Source organism: Lysobacter sp. Soil_C_59 (assembly GCF_057656415.1).
Map to the genome: position 1 here is coordinate 117,421 of NZ_JBDGKK010000002.1, position 20,712 is coordinate 138,132.

General features: G+C 66.6%; 18 protein-coding genes. 4 read left to right on the forward strand and 14 right to left on the reverse strand.

Annotated features, from left to right (window positions below):
- Positions 1 to 8: 8 nt before the first annotated feature.
- A complete protein-coding gene (locus tag AC3A3Q_RS04050; RefSeq protein ID WP_487585012.1) occupies positions 9 to 590 on the forward strand; it encodes a DUF4136 domain-containing protein in 582 nt (193 codons plus the stop codon).
- Between the two features lie 53 nt (positions 591 to 643).
- Here the strand turns inward: AC3A3Q_RS04050 and AC3A3Q_RS04055 are convergent, their stop codons facing one another.
- From AC3A3Q_RS04055 to AC3A3Q_RS04080, 6 genes are read right to left on the reverse strand one after another with little or no spacing between them, the layout of a single operon-like run.
- A complete protein-coding gene (locus AC3A3Q_RS04055) occupies positions 644 to 2,251 on the reverse strand; it encodes a serine hydrolase (RefSeq protein WP_487585013.1) in 1,608 nt (535 codons plus the stop codon).
- Between the two features lie 11 nt (positions 2,252 to 2,262).
- Entirely contained in the window at positions 2,263 to 3,306 is a 1,044-nt protein-coding gene (locus AC3A3Q_RS04060; RefSeq protein WP_487585014.1) for an N-acetyltransferase DgcN family protein, read from the reverse strand.
- A 6-nt stretch (positions 3,307 to 3,312) separates the two neighbouring features.
- Positions 3,313 to 5,685, reverse strand: coding sequence for a TonB-dependent receptor (locus tag AC3A3Q_RS04065; RefSeq protein WP_487585015.1), 2,373 nt, complete (start codon positions 5,683 to 5,685; stop codon positions 3,313 to 3,315).
- A gap of 33 nt (positions 5,686 to 5,718) precedes the next feature.
- Complete coding sequence (locus tag AC3A3Q_RS04070) at positions 5,719 to 7,047, reverse strand: peptide MFS transporter (protein ID WP_487585016.1); 1,329 nt, start codon at positions 7,045 to 7,047, stop codon at positions 5,719 to 5,721.
- A gap of 2 nt (positions 7,048 to 7,049) precedes the next feature.
- Complete coding sequence (locus tag AC3A3Q_RS04075) at positions 7,050 to 8,048, reverse strand: dipeptide epimerase (RefSeq protein WP_487585017.1); 999 nt, start codon at positions 8,046 to 8,048, stop codon at positions 7,050 to 7,052.
- 19 nt (positions 8,049 to 8,067) lie between these two features.
- Positions 8,068 to 10,095, reverse strand: coding sequence for a serine hydrolase domain-containing protein (locus AC3A3Q_RS04080; RefSeq protein ID WP_487585018.1), 2,028 nt, complete (start codon positions 10,093 to 10,095; stop codon positions 8,068 to 8,070).
- A gap of 228 nt (positions 10,096 to 10,323) precedes the next feature.
- On the opposite strand from AC3A3Q_RS04080, the gene AC3A3Q_RS04085 reads away from it, so the two are divergent.
- Together AC3A3Q_RS04085 and AC3A3Q_RS04090 are read left to right on the forward strand one after the other, a co-directional pair.
- A complete protein-coding gene (locus tag AC3A3Q_RS04085; protein WP_487585019.1) occupies positions 10,324 to 10,956 on the forward strand; it encodes a helix-turn-helix domain-containing protein in 633 nt (210 codons plus the stop codon).
- 132 nt (positions 10,957 to 11,088) lie between these two features.
- A complete protein-coding gene (locus AC3A3Q_RS04090; RefSeq protein ID WP_487585020.1) occupies positions 11,089 to 12,114 on the forward strand; it encodes a methyltransferase in 1,026 nt (341 codons plus the stop codon).
- Positions 12,115 to 12,190: 76 nt separating this feature from the next.
- Here the strand turns inward: AC3A3Q_RS04090 and AC3A3Q_RS04095 are convergent, their stop codons facing one another.
- From AC3A3Q_RS04095 to msrA, 6 genes are all read right to left on the reverse strand, one after another.
- On the reverse strand, positions 12,191 to 12,541 hold the full coding sequence (locus tag AC3A3Q_RS04095) for a hypothetical protein (protein ID WP_487585021.1): 351 nt from the start codon (positions 12,539 to 12,541) through the stop codon (positions 12,191 to 12,193).
- Entirely contained in the window at positions 12,538 to 13,245 is a 708-nt protein-coding gene (locus tag AC3A3Q_RS04100; protein WP_487585022.1) for a hypothetical protein, read from the reverse strand. The genes AC3A3Q_RS04095 and AC3A3Q_RS04100 overlap by 4 nt, the downstream gene beginning before the upstream one ends.
- Positions 13,242 to 14,111, reverse strand: a complete 870-nt coding sequence (locus AC3A3Q_RS04105; RefSeq protein ID WP_487585023.1) for a DUF2167 domain-containing protein — start codon at positions 14,109 to 14,111, stop codon at positions 13,242 to 13,244. The genes AC3A3Q_RS04100 and AC3A3Q_RS04105 overlap by 4 nt, the downstream gene beginning before the upstream one ends.
- Positions 14,112 to 14,274: 163 nt before the next feature.
- The gene (locus tag AC3A3Q_RS04110; protein ID WP_487585024.1) at positions 14,275 to 14,955 is read right to left on the reverse strand and encodes a dioxygenase family protein; all 681 of its coding nucleotides are present in this window, start codon (positions 14,953 to 14,955) and stop codon (positions 14,275 to 14,277) included.
- Positions 14,956 to 15,035: 80 nt separating this feature from the next.
- Positions 15,036 to 16,898, reverse strand: a complete 1,863-nt coding sequence (locus AC3A3Q_RS04115; RefSeq protein ID WP_487585025.1) for a serine hydrolase domain-containing protein — start codon at positions 16,896 to 16,898, stop codon at positions 15,036 to 15,038.
- A gap of 102 nt (positions 16,899 to 17,000) precedes the next feature.
- Positions 17,001 to 17,507, reverse strand: coding sequence for a peptide-methionine (S)-S-oxide reductase MsrA (gene msrA / locus AC3A3Q_RS04120; RefSeq protein ID WP_487585026.1), 507 nt, complete (start codon positions 17,505 to 17,507; stop codon positions 17,001 to 17,003).
- 192 nt (positions 17,508 to 17,699) lie between these two features.
- Here msrA and AC3A3Q_RS04125 point away from each other — a divergent pair, with 192 nt between their 5' ends.
- Complete coding sequence (locus AC3A3Q_RS04125) at positions 17,700 to 18,161, forward strand: MarR family winged helix-turn-helix transcriptional regulator (protein WP_487585027.1); 462 nt, start codon at positions 17,700 to 17,702, stop codon at positions 18,159 to 18,161.
- Positions 18,162 to 18,170: 9 nt separating this feature from the next.
- On the opposite strand, the gene AC3A3Q_RS04130 is transcribed toward AC3A3Q_RS04125, so the two are convergent.
- Complete coding sequence (locus AC3A3Q_RS04130) at positions 18,171 to 19,367, reverse strand: epoxide hydrolase family protein (RefSeq protein ID WP_487585028.1); 1,197 nt, start codon at positions 19,365 to 19,367, stop codon at positions 18,171 to 18,173.
- 61 nt (positions 19,368 to 19,428) lie between these two features.
- Positions 19,429 to 20,643 carry an epoxide hydrolase family protein gene (locus AC3A3Q_RS04135; RefSeq protein WP_487585029.1) on the reverse strand — a complete coding sequence of 405 codons (1,215 nt, stop codon included), beginning with the start codon at positions 20,641 to 20,643 and terminating at the stop codon, positions 19,429 to 19,431.
- Positions 20,644 to 20,712 lie beyond the last annotated feature (69 nt).

Consider the following 20,712-nt stretch of genomic DNA (forward strand, 5'->3'; position numbering starts at 1 on the left):
AGCCGGCCATGAAACGCACAATCATTCTGTTCGTCGCGATGGGCATCGCGATGCTGTCCGGCTGCGCCACCACGCCGGCCGTGTTCACCGACTACGACCCGGGCGTGAGCTTCGGCCAGTACCGGACCTACCGCTGGGCGCAGAAGCCGGAAGGCTATTCGCCGCTCGAGCAGCAACGCCTGGTCGCCGCGGTCGACGCCAAGCTGCGCGAGCGCGGCTGGACGCAGTCCACCGAAGCGCAGATCGACATCGTCGCCAACGTCGCCACCGAGACGCGCTACAGCCTCGACAGTTTCTACAGCGGCCCCGGATGGGGCGGCTGGGGCTGGGGCGGCGGCTGGGGTGGCTGGGGATGCTGCGGCGGTTGGGGCTGGGGTGCGAGCTACGGCTCGACCACGACCCGCGCCTACACCTACGGCACGCTGGTGCTGGACATGTTCGATGCGCAGAGCAAGCGCGCGATCTGGCGCGGCATCGCGCAGGGTACGGTACCGTCCAAACCGCAGCAGCAGACCATCAACATGCTCGCCAGCGTCGACAAGATGTTCGCGACGTTCCCGCCTGGCGCGCCGGTCGCACAGGCGCAGTAACAAGTCAGAACCTGCTGGTGCGGCGCCGGGGAGAGATCCGGCGCCGCACCGTTTCAGCCGCCCCCTTGCGGCGTGAACAGCAGGTCGTGGTAATCCCAGCTGAAATCCGCGAGCGGCGACACCGCCTTCATCGTGATGCGGTCGACCTTGCCGTCGGCGTCGATCCCGAAGCTCACGTAAGCCGGCTCGGCCGTGCGATCGTCCCAGCTGACCTTGAACGTGTCGTACTGCCAGTGCTCCAGCGTGCCGACCATGTTCGGCGTCTGCTTGAAGTCCAGGCGCAGGCGGCCCTTCTCCTGTCGGATCTCGATCGGCCCGTACCACGGGTCGGCAAACTTGCCGGCATAGCCGTTCAACGGCAGGGACGGGCGTGACGGCTTCTTCTCCGCCTTGCCCTTGGCGAGGAAGTCGAGTGCTCCCTGGACGCGGGCCTTCTTGTAGGCGGCGAAGTCGCCGACCCAATCGCGCTTGGGTCCGCCAAGGTAGTGGTCGAGTAGCTCAAAGGTGAGGCCGCGCAGGACCACGCCATCCTCGGAGTTGATCTGCAGCGAGAAGGCGACCTGCTTTTCCGGGATCAGCACCACCATCGTCTGCACGCCAAAGACTGCGCCGCCGTGTTCGATGATCTTGGCGCCGCGGTAGTCGCGCACGTCCCAGCCCAGCGCGTACGCCGAGAACTGCGGAGTGGCTTCCGCGATCGGCGCCGGATAGGCGTTGATCGGCATCAGCACCTGCGGCGTCCACATCTCGCGCGAGGCGTCCTCGCTGAAGAGACGGCCCTTGCCTTCCGGCAGCGCGCCGTGGGCGAGCTGGATCTGCAGCCAATGTCCGAAGTCGTTCGCGCTTGAGGACACGCCGCCGGCAGGCGACGCGTTGGCGCCCAGGCTCTGGCGCTCGTCGAGCACTTCCTGCTTGCCGACGCCGCGGAAGCCGCCGTCCATGCGCGCATGCGGCTGCACGCGGTTGGCGGTGGCCCAGCGGTCGACATCGCGCGTGGTCGAGGTGACCATGCCGGCCGGCTTGAGCACGCGCTCGCGCACGAAGGTTTCCCAGTCCTGGCCGCTGACCTCCTCGATCAGCTGGCCGGCGACGGCGTACAGCAGGTTGTCGTAGGCGTAGCCGCTGCGGAAGCTGGTGGCCGGCTTGATGTAGCGCAGGCGGCGCACGGTTTCGGCGCGGCTGAGCGAGGAGCGCGGCACGAACATCAGGTCGCCCGCGCCCAGGCCCAGGCCACTGCGATGCACGAGCAAGTCGCGGATGGTCATCTCGCGCGTGACCCAGGCGTCATACATCTGGAAGCCGGGGATGTGGTCGATGACCTTGTCGTCCCAGCCGATCTTGCCTTCGTCTACCAGCACGGCCAGTGCCGCGGTGGTGATCGCCTTGCCGGTCGAACCGGTCGGGAAGATCGTGTCGGCGTCGACCGGCTCGGGCGAGCCGAGTTTGCGCACGCCGTAACCCTTGGCGTGTACCACCTTGCCCTGCTCGACGATGGTGACGGCCATGCCGGGCACGCCCTGTTCGCGGATCACCGCGTTGACGTGCTCTTCCAGGTCGGCCGGCGGCGCCGCCCACGCGGCAAAGCTGAAGGCGACGCCGGCCACTGCCGGGACGATTCGCAGCAGGGTTCGCTTGTGCATGCGCTTGGCGGAGGTGCTCATCACAGAAGTGTTCATCCCAGACATTCGTTGATCAGTGCTTCGAACTCGGCGCCGCCGCGGATCGGGTCGGCGACGGCGCAACCGAGGCGGTCGCTTTCAGCCGCCAGCAGGCGGCGCGCGGCATCCTCGTCGAGGTGGGCGGTATTGAGGCTGACACCACCGCAGTGGATCCGCGGATTGGTGCGGCGGCCCAGCTGCAGGTTCAGCGCGATGGTGTCTTCGATGCTCGGCAACGCGTAGTGCGCATGGCCCAGCACGCGATCCCGGCCGGGCTGGTGGCAGACCACGACCACGTCGGGCTGGCTGCCATGGAGCAATGCCAGCGACACGCCGGCGTAGGCCGGATGGAACAGCGAGCCCTGGCCTTCGATCACATCCCAATGGCCAGTGGCCGCGTCCGGCGTGAGCAACTCGGCCGCGCCGGCAGCGAAGTCGGCGATCACCGCATCCATCGGAATGCCGCCGCCGGCGATCAGGATCCCGGTCTGGCCGGTGGCGCGGAAGTCCGCATCCAGGCCGCGGGAAGAGAAGGCGCGTGCCAATGCCAGCGCGGTGTACTTCTTGCCCAGCGCGCAATCGGTGCCGACGGTCAGCAATCGATTGCCGCTGCGCTTGCGGCCGGTGGCGATCGGCAGCTTGTCCGGCGGTCGCCGCACATCGATCAACTCGCGGCCATGGCACGTGGCGGCGCGCTGCAACGCAGGCAGTTCCGACAGGCGCATGTGCATGCCGCTGATGATGTCCAGGCCGGCCTCCACCGCGGTGATCAGCGCGGCCACCCAATGCTCGGGGATGACACCCCCGGCATTGGCGACGCCGATGACCAGCGCGCGCGCACCGGCCGCGTAGGCCTGCGTCGGCGACATCGCCGGCAGGCCCGTGCTGACACGGGCGCCAGGTAGCAGGTACTCGCCCACGCACCGCTCCGGTGCCCAGTCACGCAGACCGAAGGCGGTCTTGGCGTAACCGGGCTCCACCGTGTCCCCCAGGAACAGCAGGTACGGCGCGGGCAGCGCGGGCGATTCGGGTTGGTGCAACGAACGGGCGGCGTGCATCTTCGATCAGAACCTGTAGTCGACCTCGATGCCGAAGGTCCGCGGCTGGATGGGCGCGGCGACGAGCTTCTCGGTGACGTCGGTCAGCTCACTGGTGACGTCGCCGATGGACTGGTACGCGCGCTCGTCGCTGACATTCTTCACGTACGCGCGGAACGTCCAGTTCTCGTTGCTGATATAGGCGTTGAGGTCGGCAACGGTGTAGGCGTCCAGCTCCAGCGGCAGCGTGACATCGCTCATCAGCAGCGTCGGCGGCGTGGTGCTGGGATCGAGGATGTCCTGGCGCGTGGTGGTGCCATTGCGGCGCTCGCTGACGTAGCGCAGGGCGCCGCCGAAGTGCGCGGTCCAGCCGTTGGACAGCGGCAGGTAGTAGTCGGCCGTCGCATTCCACGACCACTCGGGCACGTACGGGAGGGCATCACCCTTGGCGCCGCTGGTGATCTCCACCAGGTACGGCGGCGACGAAGCCCGGATCACCGGGAAGCTCTCGTCGAGCTTGGCGTCGGTGTAGGATCCGTTAAGGCCGACCTGGAAGTTCTCGGTGGCATGGAACACCGTGGACAGCTCCATGCCGGTGCTGCTGGCCTTGCCGGCGTTGACCAGGCCGGACACGCCGTTGACCACCGAGGCCACCTGGATGTCTTCCCACGCGATATGGAAACCGGTCAGGTCGACCTGCACGCGGTTGTCGAGCCACAGCGACTTCAGGCCCAGCTCGTAATTGGTCAGCGTCGAGGAATCGACCTGCGACGGCAGACCTTCAACCAGCACGTTCGGGCCGCCCGGCTGGTAGCCGGTGGCGACGCGCGCGTAGATCATCGCCTCGTCGCTGAGCTCCAGCTGCGGGCTCAGGCTCCAGGTGAACACGTCCTCGGAGGAGCTGTTGGGCGTGTTGCCGATCGGAAGCAGGATGCCTTCAGTGACATTCTGCGAGAAGTCCTGGTCATTGCGCGCCCAACGCACGCCGGCGCCGATCTTGAAGTCGTCGGTGAAGTTGTAGGCACCGTTGGCGAAGAACGCGGTTTCCTCGTAGGTGCTCGGGATCGCCATCACCGCCAGCGTGCCGGCGATGCTGTCGTACGGCGCCGGCAGCGGCGAGCCGTCGAGCTGGTTCAACTTGGCGACCTGGGTCTGGACGGCGTCTTCCTTGGTGTAGAACACGCCGGCCATCCATTCGAACGGGCCGTTGTCCTTCGAGACCAGGCGGAACTCCTGGGTGAACTTGTCCAGGTCCAGGCCGATGTCGAACGACGAGCTGCCCGGCTCGGGCAGGCCGAGGAGCAGGTCGGCGACGCCGCCGAACTGGATGGTCGAGTCCTGGCGCTGGTTGCTGCGCGATTCCGAGTAGCCGGTGGCGGACACGAAGTCGGCCCAGCCCAGGTTCCAGTTGACGGTGGCCGAGTAGAAGTCGACGTCCTTGTAGAACGGTTCGTCGACGAAGACGTTGTTGGTGAGGTCGCCGAACATCGGCTTGAGCGACTCCGGATCGAGCGCGACCTGGGCGTTGTTGTCGCTGTCGACGGTCTGCCGCATCGCGGTCAGGTCGAGCGTTGCAGCCTCGCCCTGCCAGCGCATCGCCACGCGCGCACTGGTCTGCTTGCCCGAGTTGATGTCTTCCTCGCCGTTGACGCCGTTGTCGATGTAGCCCGGCAGCTCGTTCTGGGCGTAGCTCACGCGCAGGCCGAGGCGATCGTCGACCAGCGGAACGTTGGCGCCGAAGCGCGCGTTCCAGCCCAGGTCACCGGAATCCTCGACGCTCGACAGGCCGCCGCCGACGCGGAATTCGGTGGCGCTCAGGTCAGGCGCGACCGACACGTACTTGATCAGGCCGCCCATCGCGCTGGCGCCGTACAACGTACCCTGCGGTCCGCGCAACACTTCGATGCGGCCGATGTCGTAGGGCAGCAGGTCGAGGGCGAAGAAGTTGGCCGCCTGGTAGATGCCGCTGGAGCCCAGCGGGGTTTCGTCCAGGTAGGTGCCCACGGTCGCGCTGGACGACAGCGGCGACACGCCGCGCAGCGAGACCTGGGTCTTGCCGGGCGAACCATTGGTGCTGATGTACAGGCCCGGCACGGTGGCCTGGAAGTCGCTGAGCTGGGTGGCGTGCGCGTTCTCGATGCTCTCTTCGGTGATCACGCTGATCGAGGACGGCACCTCGCGGATGTTCTCCGAGCGCTTGTTGGCCGTGACCACGACCTTGTCGAGCTCGGTCGCGCTGTGACCGCCGGCGGAGGCGGCGTCCTGTGCGAAGGCCGATCCAGCCACTGCCATCGCCAGCGTGCCGGTGATGACCATCGCCAGCGGGCTGCGGCGCAGCGTTCGCATCGACGCGCGCGTGGATGCCATCGGGTTGCTGCTTGCGTCAACGTGATGCTGCATGTCGTCTTTCCCCTGGTGGTCTGTCAATGCGAACTAAGGAGTCGTCGGGGCCACGATCGTGGCCGCCGCCGGCAACTGCGCGACCGCTTCCACCCGGCGGGTGGGACGGTCGAGCAGCCACAGCAGGACGCCGGCGGCGATGCCGACAGCGCCCATGAGTACGAAGAAGGAGGAAGGCCCGAGCACGCTCCAGTACGTGCCCAGCAAGCCTGCAAGCAGGCTGCCGCCGAAGGTCGCCGAGAACCACGCGGCGATGGTGGTGGCGCCGTGGCCGGCCGGCGCCAGGCGCGCGAATAGGCCCAGGCCGATCGGCAGGATGAAAAGTTCGCCCGAGGTCAGCACCAGGAAGAACAGCGCCAGCCAGATCCAGCTGGCCTGCCCCGCCGGCGTGCTTGCGCTGACCGCGGCGAGCATCAGGTAGGCGCAGGCGACGCCGATCGCGCCCATCGCCATCTTGCGCGCCGGCGCGGGTTCGCGACCGTGTCGCGCCTGCCGCGTCCAGTGCGCCACGAACAACGGCGTGAGCACGATCACCAGCAGCGGATTGAGCGACTGGAACCAGGTCATCGGGATCTGGAATCCAGCGAACATCCGGTTGATGCCGGTGTCGGCCCACAGCGCGATCGTGTTGCCGACCTGCTCGTAGGCGCCGCGGAACAGCATCACCGTCAGTGCGATGGCGACCAGCACGCGCAGGCGCTGCCAAAGTTCATGGCGCTGCAACGCGACGGCGGGCGGGGCGGTCGTGTCCTTGCGCGTCGGATGCAGCCCTTCTTCGGGCAGGTGGCGAGCGCCGAGCACGTAGATCAGCAGGCCGGCGACCATGCCGATGCCGGCGGCGCCGAAGCCGTAGTGCCAGCCGTAGAGTTCGCCCAGCGTTCCGCAGACCAGCGGCGCCAGCAGGCCGCCGACATTGATGCCGACGTAGTAGACGTTGTAGGCCGAGCCGCGACGCGGGTCGTCCTTGGCGTACAGGCCGTCGATCTGGCTCGGCAGGCTCGGCAGGAACAGGCCGTTGCCGAGTGCGATCGCGGCCAGTGCGAAGTAGAACAGGCTTTCGGAGGCCATCAGGAAATGGCCGAACGCCATGATCGAGGCGCCGATGATCACGGCGCGACGACGGCCGAGCCAGCGATCGGAGATCACGCCGCCGATGATCGGGGTGAAGTAGACGGTAGCGGTGTACACGCCGTACACCAGCGACGCCTGCTGTTGGCCGAGCAGCAGCTGCTTGGTCATGTAATAGACCAGCAGCGAGCGCATGCCGTAGTAGGAGAAGATCTCCCACATCTGCGTCAGGAACAGCACCGAGAGGCCACGCGGCTGGCCGAACAGGTCCCGGCTGCGCGCGTTTGCGACCATGATCAGCGGCCGCCCCAGACGTTGCCGGGGCAGTCGACCTGGCCGTCGGCGTAGATCACCCCCGGGCTGCGGTCCTGCGCCAGGAACAACGCACCGTCGAGGTCGACGATGTCGCAATGCTGGCCGAGCACGAAGCCGGCGCCCATCGCCCAGCTGGTGCCGATCATGTTGCCGACCATCACCTGCAGGCCCAGCGCGCGTGCACGCTCGGCCATCAGCAGGCCTTCGGTGATGCCACCGCACTTGTCGAGCTTGATGTTGACCACGTCGAAGCGGCCCAGCAGCGGTTCGATCTCGTCCAGGCCCTGCACGCTTTCGTCGGCGGCGATGGCGACCGAGCAATCAAGACCGTCGAGGATGGATTCGTCGCCGCGCGCGCACGGCTGCTCGAGCAGCGAGACGTCCTCGTCGACCAGCACCGGCACCAGGCGCTGCAGGGTATCGGCGACATAGCCCTGGTTGGCATCGACGCCGAGCCAGACGTCGGGCCGCGCAGCGCGCACGGCGCGGACGCGGGCGATGTCGATGTCGACCTCACCGGTCAGCTTCATCTTGATCGCGCGGGCATGGGAGTAGGCCACCGCACCGGCGCCCATCACCTGCGGCTCGTCGGCACCCAGCGTGTAGGTCGTCAGCAGCGGCCGCGCCGATTCCAGGCCGGCGAGCTTCCACACCGGCATGCCGGCGCGGCTTGCTTCCAGCTCCCACAGCGCGCAGTCGAGCGCGTTGCGGGCGCCGCCGGGCGGCAGCAGCGAGCGAAGCTCGTCGCGGCTGAGCCCGGACTCGATCACTTCGCGATGCGATTCCAGCGTCGCCAGCATGTCGGCGGGCTCGTCGCGAAGGTAGTAGACCCCTGCCCCTTCGCCACGGCCCGTATGCGGGCCATGGCGCAGGGTCACCACCGTCACCGGCGAATCGCGGAAGACGTGACCGGAGATGCGGAACGGCTTGGCAAGGCGAAGCAGTTCATTGCGGATATCGACATTGACGGCAGTAGCCACTGAAGTATTCCTGCCGTCGTCAGTAGTTGGCGCCGTAGCCGAGGATGTTCTGGGCGATGCCGAACCACAGCAGCCCCAGCATCGACAGCGCGAGCACCACGCTCCACAGCTTGGCCGGCCAGCGGCGAGCGCCGCGCAGCACGTGCCATGCATTGGCCAGGCCGATCAATGCGCCCAGCGGCAGCACCACCAGGTTCAGCAGGCGCAGCGTGTTGACCCATATGTCGTTGGCCGGCGAGAGCATGTCGAGGCTGCTGAGCATGGCTATGGCCATTGCCACCGCGCCGCCCAGTGCGACCAGCACGGCCAGCGAGGCGATGCGGATGCGCTTGTGCCAGATCGCATCGGAACCGGTGAGCTGATACGGCACGCGGTAGTGGCGGCGCACGAGGGCCGAGATCGGCCAGGCCAGCACGGTCAGCAGCAGCGCGCCCAGGCCGATGGCGAGGATCGGCAGGAACACACCGCCCGAGCGGTACCAGGGCGTGCGATCGAAGACCATGAAGGGCGAGATCGGATCGGTGCTGAAGCGCACGACCTTGCCGTCGACCACCTTGGCGGCAATGCGATCCGGGCCGTCGACATCGCGCCAGACATACGGCGCTACTTCGCGCCACTTGCGCGGTGCACCGTTGGCGCCGAGCAGGTCGGGCACCGTGATGGTGCCGTCTTCGTTGGCGACCACGGTCGGTTGTCCGAGCAGGTAGGCCAGCGCGACGAAGCCATCCTCGGAACGGCGGCTGTTGTCGTAACGGCCGGCGATCTGCGCGGCGTGCTGCTTGGCCGTGGCTTCGTCGACCTTGCCTTCGGCGTTCGGGCCGGGCAGGTAGCGTTCGGCGAACTGCTGGAACAGTTCGGTGCGGACCACGTGCGCCGCGCCTTCCTTGCCGCCGGAGTTGACCGAGATGTACAGGCCGACGCCGTCATCCGGGAACAGGTGCAGGTCGCTGTGGAACCACTGCGTGTCGCCGGCGTGCGCCACCGAGCGGTGGCCATTGATGTTGGCCTCGTAGAAACCCAGCGCCATGCGGTTGAGCGGCGGCAGTATCGTCAGCGTGGTGTCGTGCATCTGCCGCGCGGTCGCGTCCGACAGGATGCGCGCATCACCGTAAGCGCCGTTGTTGAGGTGGGCGATCATGAACTTGGCCATGTCCGCGCCAGTGGCGGCCAGGCTGCCGGCCGGTGCCGGGTTGACGATCTCGTACGACTTGGCCTTGCCGTCCGACGCCTTCGCGTAACCGCTGGCCATCAGCGGCTGCAGGTGCTTGGGCAACGGCTGGCGGAAGCTCGAGTGCTGCATGTCGAGCGGCTTGAAGATGTGCTGGTCGATGTAGTCGTCGAACGACTGACCCGACACGCGCTGGACCACGTAGCCGGCCAGTGCGGTGGCGTAGTTGGAGTACGACGGCGTGGTGCCCGGGTCGTAGATGCGCGTGGGCACCCAGTGCTTGAGGTAGGCCTCGAGCGGGATCAGGCCTTTTTCCTCGTTGGCGATCAGCGCGCGCGCGGTTTCTTCCATGCCCGTGGTGTGGGTCATGGCCTGGCGCAGCGTCACCGGCTTGCCGTCGCGGGCGGGCACGGCGAAATCGAGGTACTTGTTGATGTCCTCGTCGAGGTTGAGCTTGCCCTGCTCGACCAGCTGCATCACCGCGGTCCAGGTCAGCAGCTTGGACACCGAGCCCGGGCGGAACAGCGTCTTGTCCGGATCGACTGGCTTGCGCGAAGCGACATCGGCGTAGCCGTAGCCCTTCTGCAGCAGCACCTGCCCGTCCTTCACCACCACCACGACCGAGCCGGCGATGTCGCCGCGCTTGAGCGCGTAGGGCATGAAGCCGTCGAGCCAGGCTTCGACGTCGGCACGGTTGAGCGCGGCCACGCCGGGCACCGGCGCCTCGGTCGCCACGGCCGGCGCATTCGACAGCGCCGCCGCCGGGGCGTCCGGTACCGGCACCGCAGGCTTCAGTTCCTGACCCTGCTGGGCCAGCGCAGGCGAACCTTGCAGGGCCAGGATCATCCCGATCAGGCACGAGACTGCAGTCAGACGCATCGACACGTACTCCCCAAGTTCAGGCCCGAAGGCGGATTCCCACTGGCGCATCCGGGGAAACCGGGCGCAGTCAGGTCGATTCGCGACCTGTTTGGGCAAGAATGATCCTAATCAGAGAATTGTCAACCCGTTCTGGCCAATCTCGGCAAAAGGCAGGATCATGGCTACCAGTCCCCGGTCCGCCGCCAGGCGCATCCGGACGAAGTGCCCGGCAGGAGCCCCCGCTAGATGACTTCGCAACACCCCACGATTGGCAGCCTGCTGCGCTCGCTGCGCGCGCGTAACGGCTGGACGCTCAAGGAAATGAGCGTGAAGTGCGGCATCCCGCTGTCGACGCTGTCCAAGATCGAGCACGACCGCCTGACGCTGAGCTACGACAAGCTGCTGCAGCTGAGCCAGCGGCTGAACATGCGCATGTCCGAACTGTTCGCCGAAACCGACGAGGCCTCCGAGCCGGCGGTGACCGCGCGTCGCAGCATCGGCCGCATCGACGACTCGATCCGCGTCAACACGCCCAACTACGACTACTACTACCTGTGCCCGGAACTGCGCCGCAAACGCATGATTCCGGTGGTGACGCGCGTACGCGCCAAGAACATCCGCGAGTTCGGCGACCTGGTCCGGCATTCGGGCGAGGAGTACATCTACGTGCTCGAAGGGCGCGCGGAAGTGCACACCGAGTTCTACGACCCGATCGTGCTGGAGGCCGGCGAGTCGGTGTACATCGACTCCAACATGGGCCACGCCTATGTCGCCGCCGAAGGCTGCGAGGAAGTCGTCCTGCTCGGCGTTTGCTCCAGCAGCGACGAGCAGCTGATGCAGTCGCTGATGACGCTGCACGGGGACGAAACGGCCCGCTGACGCTGTAGGAGCGAGCTTGCTCGCGAAAGGTCCGCTTCAGACCCTCAGTTCGCGAGCAAGCTCGCTCCCACACTGGCCGCGCACCCTGCCCGGCCACGTTGTTCAGCAGACTCCGGTTTGCCGAGGTGCCGCATGAACGACGAGCTGACTCCTGCCCGGATCATCGAGGTCGGCATGGGTTTCTGGCCGGCCAAGACCCTGCTTTCGGCGGTGGACCTGGACCTGTTCACGCGCCTGGGCCCGGCCGCGATGACCGGCGCCGAACTGCAGGCCGCGCTGGGACTGAGCCCGCGCGCCAACCCCGACTTCTTCGACACCCTGCTGGCGCTGGGCTTCCTCGAGCGCGACGGCGACGGCCCGCTAGCGCGTTACCGGAACACCGCCGAGACGGCGCTGTTCCTCGACCGCGCCAGCAAGGGCTACGTCGGCGGCTTCCTGTCGATGGCCAATGACCGCCTCTACCCGTTCTGGGGCGACCTGAGCGAAGCGTTGCGCAGCGGACAGCCGCAGAACGAGATCAAGCGCACCGGAGCCTCGATGTTCGACGAGCTGTACCGCGATCCGGCCCGGCTTGAGCAGTTCATGGGTGCGATGGCGGGCATCTCGGCCGGCAACTTCCGCGCCTTCGCCGAGGCCTTCGACTTCTCGCGCTGCACCACGCTGTGCGACGTCGGCGGCGCCACCGGCCAGCTGTCGATGGCGGTGGCCCGGCGCCACCCGCACATGCGCTGCATCAGCGCCGACCTGCCAGTGGTGACGCCCATCGCCGAGCGCGAGATCGCCAAGGCCGGGCTGTCGGACCAGGTGCGCGCGCAGTCGGTGGATTTCCTTACCCAGCCATTGCCCGGCGCCGACATCATCACGATGGGCATGATCCTGCACGACTGGAACCTTGAAGGTAAGCGTCACCTGGTGCGCGCCGCCTACGAGTCGCTGCGCAAGGGCGGCGCGTTCGTCGTCATTGAGAACCTCATCGATGACGCGCGTCGCGAGAATGCCTTCGGCCTGATGATGTCGCTGAACATGCTGATCGAGTTCGGCGACGCGTTCGACTTCACCGCGCGCGACTTCGACGGCTGGTGCCGGGAAGCGGGGTTCGAGCGTACCGAGGTTATTCCGTTGGGCGGGCCAGCCAGCGCGGCGGTGGCCTGGAAGTAGTCCCGGGCGCCGTTGGAGCGTGATTGCTCGCGAACCACCTGCCCTCGGCAGATCCGCCTCGCGAGCAAGCTCGCTCCTACACCTCGCGACCGCGCGGACGCAGCCACTCCAGGTCGCGCAGCGCCGCGTCGTAGGCAAGGTCGAGCTGTTCGCTGCGGTATCGGCTCATCTCGCGGATATCGGCTGCCAGATGCGCAACCCGCGCCGGATCGTATTCGGCCTTCTTTGCCCGGTACGCCGCCTCGATCTGCTCGCGGCTGGCATTGGCGGGCACGCCCAGCTCCTCATGCCACATCACCACCTGCCCCTGCGGAACAGGAGGCGGCCCCGCGCGGCCGCCCTGGCGCAGGTTGGGCCACATCACCGCCACCAGCCAGTAACCGAGCGCACCTGCGCCCACGATCACCATCAGCTCGGTCGTCGTCATCGCAACACCTCCAATCGCTGCTTCGCCTTCAGCAACCGCACATCGTCTTCGGCAAAATCCAGGGCCAGTTCCATGCGCTCGCCAATGGCGCGACCGGTGCGCGCGGCATCCTCGGCGGGCAGCACACGGCTGGCCACGTCGATGGCATTGCCACGCAAGCCCCTACGCAGCGACAAGCGCCGAATCAGGTTGATCGCATGCGGCGGGCAACACATCACTTCGAAACCTACCGAGCGCACCTCGCTGCCGCTCAGCCCCAGCACACGCCGGTACCGCCACAGCTGCAGCACCAGCCAGGCACACGTGGCGTACACCATCGCGGTCAATGCCAGCAGCGCCAGCGGATGCGCAAATCGCCACAACAGCAACGGCAGCGCCAGCAGCAGCAACAGCCACAGCAGCCGGCAACCACCCTTCAGTGCCGCCAGCCCGGCGACGAAATGATTCAGTCCGGCCCAGTGCTCCGGCCGCACGTCGGCATCATCGTCGAGCCAGGTCAGCCGAAACGACACGACGGTCGGACGCCACGGATTGGGAACGTAAAGGCGCCGACCGGCCAGTTCGAAGCCCGAACCAGTCGAAGCCCGCCAGCGCCAGCCCGAACGTTCGAGCACCACTTCGTCGTAGTGCAGCAACAGCATGGAGTCCTGCAGGTAGAGCGCAAGGACGCCAACCACCAGCAGGACCTCCATCGGCAGGTTCATTGCACCGTGCCGTCCTTCTTGCCGAAGAACTTGCGGAACGCCGCCCAGCCACCGGCCACGCCCACCAGGACCAGCTTCCAGGCCTTGGCAAGGAACAAGCCGATCGCCGCGAAGAAGCCCTTCTTGGAGGCCACCGCCGCGGCACCGCCGGTGATCAGCGCGGCCAGGCCGTACTCTGCAACGTGATCGCCGGCCTTGAACTCGGCGTACTTCTCGCCGGCGTTGAACGAGTAACCGGGCACCAGGCCCTTGAAGTCGGCAATGGCGGCATCGAGGCCTTCCGGATCGGCGACCAGGATCACTTCCATCACGCCGTGGCGGCCCAGCAGGCGGGTGTTGTAATTGACCACCTTGTGGCGCGACGGCTGGACCTCGGCGAGAACCGCCCATTCCAGCAACTGCAGGTTCTTGTCGTACTGCGGCTTGAAGCTCCAGCCTTCGATGTGCATCGTCTCCCAGCCGCGCTGGCGGCGTTCGACGTTGGATTCCTCGGTGCCTTCCTTGATCGAAGCAAGGATGTCGTCGGGCTCGAGCTTCTCGTCATCCTTCACGTAGCCGACTTCGTCGAAGCTGAAGAACGAGAACCAGCTCAGGTCTTCCGGCGCCAGCGTGTACTCGTCGCCTTCGCCGGAGGGGTTGTGCATCATCTCGTTGAGCTTGCGCGTGCCTGCCGCGCCGAGAAAGGCATAGCCCTTCGGAACGTCGATGGTGGCCTTGCCGGCGATCACGCCCTTGCTCGGACCGACCTGCCACGGCAGATTCGAAATTTCCGAGTCGCCGTCCGATTCCTGCGCGATCGCAGGCATGAGCCCGGCTGCCAGCGTCAGCGCAATCGCCGCCAGCACGGAAAACAGATGCTTCCGCATGATTCGTTCTTCCCCTGGTTGATGTGGTTTCGCACGAGCCAGCGGTCCCCACCGCCGGTCCCGCCGATGTTGCACATGCGCAGGACGGGGCCAAGCCTAAGGGCTGCGGCCCCGCGCGGGCAACAGGCAAGGCCGCTCCCGGCCTCCGGCGACCTCCGGAACTTCAGGCGAGCACGATGTCGAAGTGAAGCAGGCTCGCACCGGGCTCGATGTCCGGCGTCGGCGCGATCACCTTGGCGATGACCGTGTCCTTGCTTCCCTTGATCGCGTTGAAGATGCGGTCCTGGGTGTTGAGCTTCTCGCCCGGGAAGTACATCTGCGTCACCAGGTGCTCGTCGGCCGCGACCACGTCCAGGTGGATATGCGGTGGACGGACGTTGACCGGGTTGGCCGGGTTCATCGGATAGGCGCCCGGCTTGATCGTCTTGAACCGGTAGCGCCCTTCCGCGTCGGTCAGCTGCGTGGCGAAACCCTGGAAGTCGGGATCCAGCGGTTCCGGATTGGCGTCGTCGGGATGGTCGTAACGACCACCGGCATTGGCCTGCCACAGTTCGATGCGGGCTCCCGGCACGGGCTTGCCGTTGCTGTCCAGCACGCGCCCGGTCAGATGGATGACCTGCCCCTTTGCGCGCCCGGAACGTCCGGCGACAACGGTCAGATCCATGTCCTGGTCGAGCGGTCGCAGCGTGGGGTAGAACGGGCCGCTGGTCTGCGCGGGCGTGGCCGGGAGCAGGTTCCGTGCCAGGGCGCCGCCCCAGCGCGACGCCAGGACGAAGCCCGCGATTGCACCGAGCAGGTATCGACGCGGACTCGGCGCCTCGGGCACCTTGGGCACGTTGGGCATGCGCTGCACTCCCGCTGGACGTGATGATGGAAGAACGCTGCCGCTGCCGCGACGCGGACAACGCCATGCGGCGTCCCGGTTCAGGCCCACAGCCGCAGCGGCAACAGTCCCCAGTACGCCAGCACCAACGTCAGTTGCAGCACCGCCAGCATCGCCAGCAGGTCGACCCGGGTTGCTGCCGACAACGGCCGCCGCCGGTAACCCGTCGCAAGACCGATCAGCATCGTCACCGGCAACAGCAGCGTCACTGCGAACAGCAGGCCGCTGGCGACAGTCAGGTCACCCAGTTGCAGGAACGACTGTCGCAGGAAGAAGGGCAACGGCACGAGCAATGCCAGCACGCCGAGCAATGGAACGAACACCGGCCGCGGCACCAGCGCGCGCGGCGCGGTCACCAGTCTGGTCATGCCTGCGAGCAGCAACCAGGCCAGTCCGAGCAGGCCTGCGGCAAGGCTCGTCCACAGCGATGCCAGCTTCAGCAGCGACGTCTGCTCGTACGATTGCAACCCGGTGCTGATGACACGCGTGCCATCGCCGAGGGTCAGCGCCACGTGCGAAGCGATCGTGCGATCGTCGGCGCGGAACAGCGCTCCGCCCGCCGGCACCAGTGTCACTTCGGGCGACTGGAACGGCTTCAGGCTCAGGCCACCGCGGTCGCCGCGAACACGGACGAAGTTCAGCGTCGTGTCCAGCCAGGCGAATGATGCGAAACGGTTTGGTGCCGGAATGTAGTAGCCGTTCCAGCGTGAGGCATCGACCGGTGCGGATGCGGCCGGAGTTCCTGGCGTTCGCACACCGAGTGCGTCCACCAGCGCGCGATCCAGTCGGCCGTAGTCCGCGCCTTCGACATCGGCGTTGACGGCGACGAAGAAGGCACGCTGCTGCGCGGGGAACAGGCACAACATCGCCCGGTACCCGACCGTGCTGCCGCCATGGCACTTGCCGACGGCACCGTGGCGATCGCGGGTCGCCAGGCCAAGCCCGTAACCCACGCGCAATCCGCCCCGCGCTGCCTCGGTGGCCACGGGCTGCCCCATCGACTGCAGCAATGCGGCGTCGATGAAGGGCTCACCGTCGATGCGCCCATCACCCATCAGGAAGCGCGCCAGCCGGCCCATGTCGTCGGCGGTCGTCGTGAACTGCGACGCCGGCCTGAGGTCGATCGGCACCGCGAACTGCCGCTCCCCATCTTCGAAGTGCCCCATCGCCAGGCGCGGGTCGGCACCTGCGCCTTGCTGGGTGGTGAATGCGAACGTGCTGTCGTGCATGCCCAGCGGCCTGAGCAGGTGCGCATCGAGGTAGTCCTCGTACCGCGACCCGACCACCGCCTCCACGACCATCCCCAGCAAGGTGTAGCCGCTGTTGGAGTAGGAATGCCTGCTGCCCGGGCGACTGCGCACCTGCAACGGCATGGTTCGCGCGAAGGCTTTCGCCAATGGCGCATTGGCGTCCGCCTCCAGGCTGAAGACCTGCGAGAAGCGGGCGTCGTCGAGGCCGCTGGTGTGGTCGAGCAGATGGCGCACGCGCACCGGATCGCTCGCCTGCCACGGGTTATCGAACGCGATCCCGGGCAGCAGCGCCGATACTGGCGTATCCAGCGTGAGTCGCTTCTGGCTGACCAGATGCAACACGCCGGTGGCAAGCAGGGTCTTGGCGATCGAACCGACATGCACTCGAGCGTCGGCGGCCAATGCAGCACCGCCACGAGCATCCCTGATGCCTGCTGCGTCGGTGACGGTGCGACCTTCCGTCACCAGCGCCCAGACTGCGCCCTGCAGTTGCTGGTTTCGCAGCTGGTCCACCATGGTCGCTTGCAGGGCGTGTGTCTGGACGGGCGCCATGGCGGTAGCGGCCGACAACGGCAACAATGAAAGCACGCAGGCCAGGACCAGCCACGGGGCGCGCCGGAATGCGCCGGTTCCATCCTTGGGACGTGATGCCATGGCTGCCTGCTGGAATGCGGTGCTGGCCAGTGTCGGCCATCCACCGTCGAACAGACAAACAGCCGGGGTGAGGCACCCCGGCTGCGGCATGGCCTCAGCGCGTCACGCGCGTTCCGGCAGCACCCAGTCCGGCCGGATGAAATGGCAGGTGTAGCCCTCGGGGTAGCGCTCCAGGTAATCCTGGTGCTCCGGCTCCGCTTCCCAGAAGGGACCCGCCGGGGCGACTTCGGTGACGGCCTTGCCGGGCCACAACCCGGAAGCGTCGACGTCGGCGATGGTGTTTTCCGCCGTCTTCTTCTGCTCTTCGCTGGTGTAGAAAATCGCCGAGCGGTAGCTCAGGCCGACGTCGTTGCCCTGGCGGTTCTTCGTGGTCGGATCGTGGATCTGGAAGAACAGCTCCAGGATCTTGCGATAGCTGATCACCGCGGGGTCGAACACCAGCTCGATGGCCTCGGCATGGGTGCCGTGGTTGCGATAAGTGGCATTGGGGACATCACCTCCGCTATACCCGACGCGCGTGGACACGATGCCGGGATAACGACGCAGCAGGTCCTGCATTCCCCAGAAGCAGCCGCCGGCCAGGATGGCGGTCTCGGTTGCAGTGGTCATATCGGTACTCTCCAAGTGTTCAATCTATGTTAATCGCATGCGGGTTGATCGGACGCGATGTACAAGATGGAGCCGGTGCGGTGGAATTCAATGGGGCCCGGCCATGGTCGGGCTGACTCCGGTCGGAATATACCACGCTAGCGATTGCATCGCATACGTGATACGATCCCGGCCATCGATTCGGAGGCATCCATGAAAGCCAAACAGAATGAACGGGCCGCGGACCGGAAGCTGTCCGAGTTCCTGTGCTTCGCCGTCTACTCGGCCAACCTCGCCTTCGGCAAGGCCTACCGGCCCATCCTCGACGCGCTCGGCCTCACCTACACCCAGTACGTCACGCTCGTGGCGCTGTGGGAGCAGGACGACCAGACCGTCAGCGGGCTGGGCGAGAAGCTGTTCCTGGAGTCCAACACGCTCACCCCCATCCTGAAGAAGCTCGAGGCGATGGGCTTCGTGGAGCGCGCGCGCGATCCCGCCGACGAGCGCCAGGTGCGCGTGCGGGTGACCCGCGCCGGCCATCGCCTGCGCGAGCGCGCCGATGTCGACCTCGGCAATGCGACCGGACTGACCGCGAAGGACTTCAACCGGCTGCAGAAGGAAATCGTCACGCTGCGCAACAACGTGCTGGATGCCACCGAGCAGCGCGACGCGTGATCTTGATTCTCACCGCAAGGTCCTGAAACCGGCGCGGACTTCCTCGCAGAACAGTTCCGGCTGCTCCCACGACGGGAAGTGCCCTCCCCGCGAAAGGCTGTTGTAGCGCACCAGGTTCGGATACGCCCTCTCGCACCAGCTTCGGGGTGCCTGGTAGAGCTCGTCTGGAAAGGCACTGACCGCCACCGGCAGCGTCACGCCTTTCACGCTGAAGTACGCCGTCCTGTTTTCCCAGTACAGGCGCGCCGCGGAAATGACGGTGCCGGTCAGCCAGAACAGGGTGACGCTGTCGAGCACATCGTCCGGCGTCAGCCCTTCCGGATGGCCGTCGATCGAGCGCGCGATCATCTCGTAGCTCTTTGGATACAGATCGATCAGGTACGCGGCCAGGCCGATCGGCGAATCGGCCAGACCCGTCATCGTCTGCGGCCGATCGCCGTTCATCCGCGCGTAGCCGATGTGCTTGTACGCAAGCGCGAGTTGGTCGTACGCGTGCGATTCCTCCTCTGACATTCCAGTCGGCGGCGGCTCCCCACGCGAGGCCGCAGCATCGATGTGCCCCGGCACCGCGCCCGCCATGTTGGTGTGGATGCCGGCCAATCCCGGCGGATTCGTCGACGCCATCAGGTCGACGACTATCGCGCCCCAGTCCGTCCCCGAAGCCACCCATCGGCGGTAGCCGAGCCGATCCATCAATGCCGCGTAGGCGTCGGCGATGCGCGGCGGATTCCAACCGGTCGCGGCGGGCCGGGCCGAGAAGCCGTAGCCTGGCATCGACGGAATCACCAGGTGGAAGGCATCGGATGCATCCGCGCCGTGTCCGGTTGGATCGGTCAGCGGCGCGATGACCTTCATCCGCTCCACGAACGTGCCGGGCCATCCGTGCGCGAGAAGCAATGGCAGCGCGTCGTCATGCATGGACCGCACGTGGATGAAATGGAAGTTCAGTGCGTCGATGGTCGTGAGGAAGTTCGGCACGGCGTTGATCCGCGCCTCGAACCTGCGCCAGTCGTAGCCACCCGCCCAATGCCGCGCGAGCTTGCGCATCGTCGCCAGCCTTGCACCCTGGCTGGAGTCGTTGACTGTCTCGCCATCGGGCCAACGCGTGGCTTCGATTCGCCTGCGAAGCTCGGCCAGCTCGGCATCCGATGCGGTGAACCGGAACGGACGCATCCCGGCGGAGCTCGTGCCCGCAAGCTGGTTCATGTCGCAGTTCCTCTGGGCGAGGGCCCCGCGGGTCCCGGCAGGAACCCGCGGGGAGGTCGCATTACCGCAGGGTCTTGAATCCCGCACGGATCTCTTCGGAGTAGAACTTGGGCTGCTCCCAGGCGGCGAAGTGCCCGCCCTTGGGGAGCCGGTTGTAGTGCACCAGTTTCGGATACGCCTTCTCGGCCCAGCTCTTGGGTGCCTGGAACAGCTCGTCGGGGAAGGCGCTGACGGCAACCGGAATCGTCACGCCCTTGACCGCGAAGAACGGAACCTTGTTCTCCCAGTACAAGCGGCCCGCAGAGATCGCCGTGTTGGTCAGCCAGAACAACGTGATGTTGTCGAGCACGTCATCCGGTGTCAGCCCTTCCGGCGTGCCGTTGATCGAGCGGGCGATCATGTCGTAGCTGACCGGGTCGTGGTCGATCATGAAGGCGGCAAGGCCGACCGGTGAATCGGTCAGGCCCGTCAGCGTCTGCGGCCGGTCGCCCATCAGCAGCGCATAGCCGATGTGCCGGTAGAACTCGTGGAGCTGGTCGGCGGCCTTCTTCTCGTCGCCGGTCAGGTCCGCGGGCACCGGCTCGCCGATGAAGAGTTTCTTGTCGAGGTCCGGCGGAACCACATTGGCCATGTTGGTGTGGATTCCGACCAGGCCAGGCGGCGTCTTCAACGCCATCTGTTCGACGACAATCGCGCCCCAGTCGCCACCGGCCGCGCCCCACTTCTTGTAGCCCAGGCGTGGCATCAGCGTGTTGTAGGCGGCGGCGATGCGAACCGGGTCCCAGCCGGTCGTGGTCGGCCGGGCGGAGAACCCGTAACCGGGCATCGACGGGATCACGAGATGGAACGCGTCCGCTTCGGTCCCGCCGTGCGCGGTGGGATCGGTCAGCGGGCCGATGATCTTCATCTGCTCGATGATCGAGCCCGGCCAGCCGTGCGCGACGAGCAACGGGAATGCATTCTCGTGCTTGGAGCGGATATGCATGAAGTGGAAATCCAGCCCATCGATGTTGGTGATGAAGTTGGGAACGGCGTTGATCCGTTCTTCGACCTTGCGCCAGTCGTGCTTGGTGGCCCAGTGCTGGGCGAGCTTCTGGATCGTGGCCAGCTGGACACCCTGTCTGGAATCCTTGACCGTCTCGCTGTCCGGCCACCGCGTTGCCTCGATGCGCCTGCGCAGGTCGGCCAGGTCGGTGTCGGATGCCTTGTAGGTGAATGGGCGCAGCTCGGCCGAACCTGCGGCCGGCGCTGCTTTCTTCTCTGCAACTTCGTTCATGGCTTCTTTCCTTTCTGAGCAACCGATCAGACCCAATGGGGCAGCAGCAAGCGTGGTCGCCGTGGCGAC

Excerpts from the sequence above, each read along its gene's own strand:
- AC3A3Q_RS04060 (WP_487585014.1), bottom strand. The coding sequence starts at position 3,306 with ATGCACGCCGCCCGTTCGTTGCACCAACCCGAATCGCCCGCGCTGCCC.
- AC3A3Q_RS04090 (WP_487585020.1), top strand. The coding sequence starts at position 11,089 with ATGAACGACGAGCTGACTCCTGCCCGGATCATCGAGGTCGGCATGGGT.
- AC3A3Q_RS04130 (WP_487585028.1), bottom strand. The coding sequence starts at position 19,367 with ATGAACCAGCTTGCGGGCACGAGCTCCGCCGGGATGCGTCCGTTCCGG.
- AC3A3Q_RS04065 (WP_487585015.1), bottom strand. The coding sequence starts at position 5,685 with ATGCAGCATCACGTTGACGCAAGCAGCAACCCGATGGCATCCACGCGC.
- AC3A3Q_RS04100 (WP_487585022.1), bottom strand. The coding sequence starts at position 13,245 with ATGAACCTGCCGATGGAGGTCCTGCTGGTGGTTGGCGTCCTTGCGCTC.
- AC3A3Q_RS04125 (WP_487585027.1), top strand. The coding sequence starts at position 17,700 with ATGAAAGCCAAACAGAATGAACGGGCCGCGGACCGGAAGCTGTCCGAG.
- AC3A3Q_RS04085 (WP_487585019.1), top strand. The coding sequence starts at position 10,324 with ATGACTTCGCAACACCCCACGATTGGCAGCCTGCTGCGCTCGCTGCGC.
- AC3A3Q_RS04110 (WP_487585024.1), bottom strand. The coding sequence starts at position 14,955 with ATGCCCAACGTGCCCAAGGTGCCCGAGGCGCCGAGTCCGCGTCGATAC.
- AC3A3Q_RS04105 (WP_487585023.1), bottom strand. The coding sequence starts at position 14,111 with ATGCGGAAGCATCTGTTTTCCGTGCTGGCGGCGATTGCGCTGACGCTG.
- AC3A3Q_RS04055 (WP_487585013.1), bottom strand. The coding sequence starts at position 2,251 with ATGAGCACCTCCGCCAAGCGCATGCACAAGCGAACCCTGCTGCGAATC.
- AC3A3Q_RS04095 (WP_487585021.1), bottom strand. The coding sequence starts at position 12,541 with ATGACGACGACCGAGCTGATGGTGATCGTGGGCGCAGGTGCGCTCGGT.
- AC3A3Q_RS04070 (WP_487585016.1), bottom strand. The coding sequence starts at position 7,047 with ATGGTCGCAAACGCGCGCAGCCGGGACCTGTTCGGCCAGCCGCGTGGC.
- AC3A3Q_RS04050 (WP_487585012.1), top strand. The coding sequence starts at position 9 with ATGAAACGCACAATCATTCTGTTCGTCGCGATGGGCATCGCGATGCTG.
- AC3A3Q_RS04115 (WP_487585025.1), bottom strand. The coding sequence starts at position 16,898 with ATGGCATCACGTCCCAAGGATGGAACCGGCGCATTCCGGCGCGCCCCG.
- AC3A3Q_RS04080 (WP_487585018.1), bottom strand. The coding sequence starts at position 10,095 with ATGCGTCTGACTGCAGTCTCGTGCCTGATCGGGATGATCCTGGCCCTG.
- msrA (WP_487585026.1), bottom strand. The coding sequence starts at position 17,507 with ATGACCACTGCAACCGAGACCGCCATCCTGGCCGGCGGCTGCTTCTGG.
- AC3A3Q_RS04135 (WP_487585029.1), bottom strand. The coding sequence starts at position 20,643 with ATGAACGAAGTTGCAGAGAAGAAAGCAGCGCCGGCCGCAGGTTCGGCC.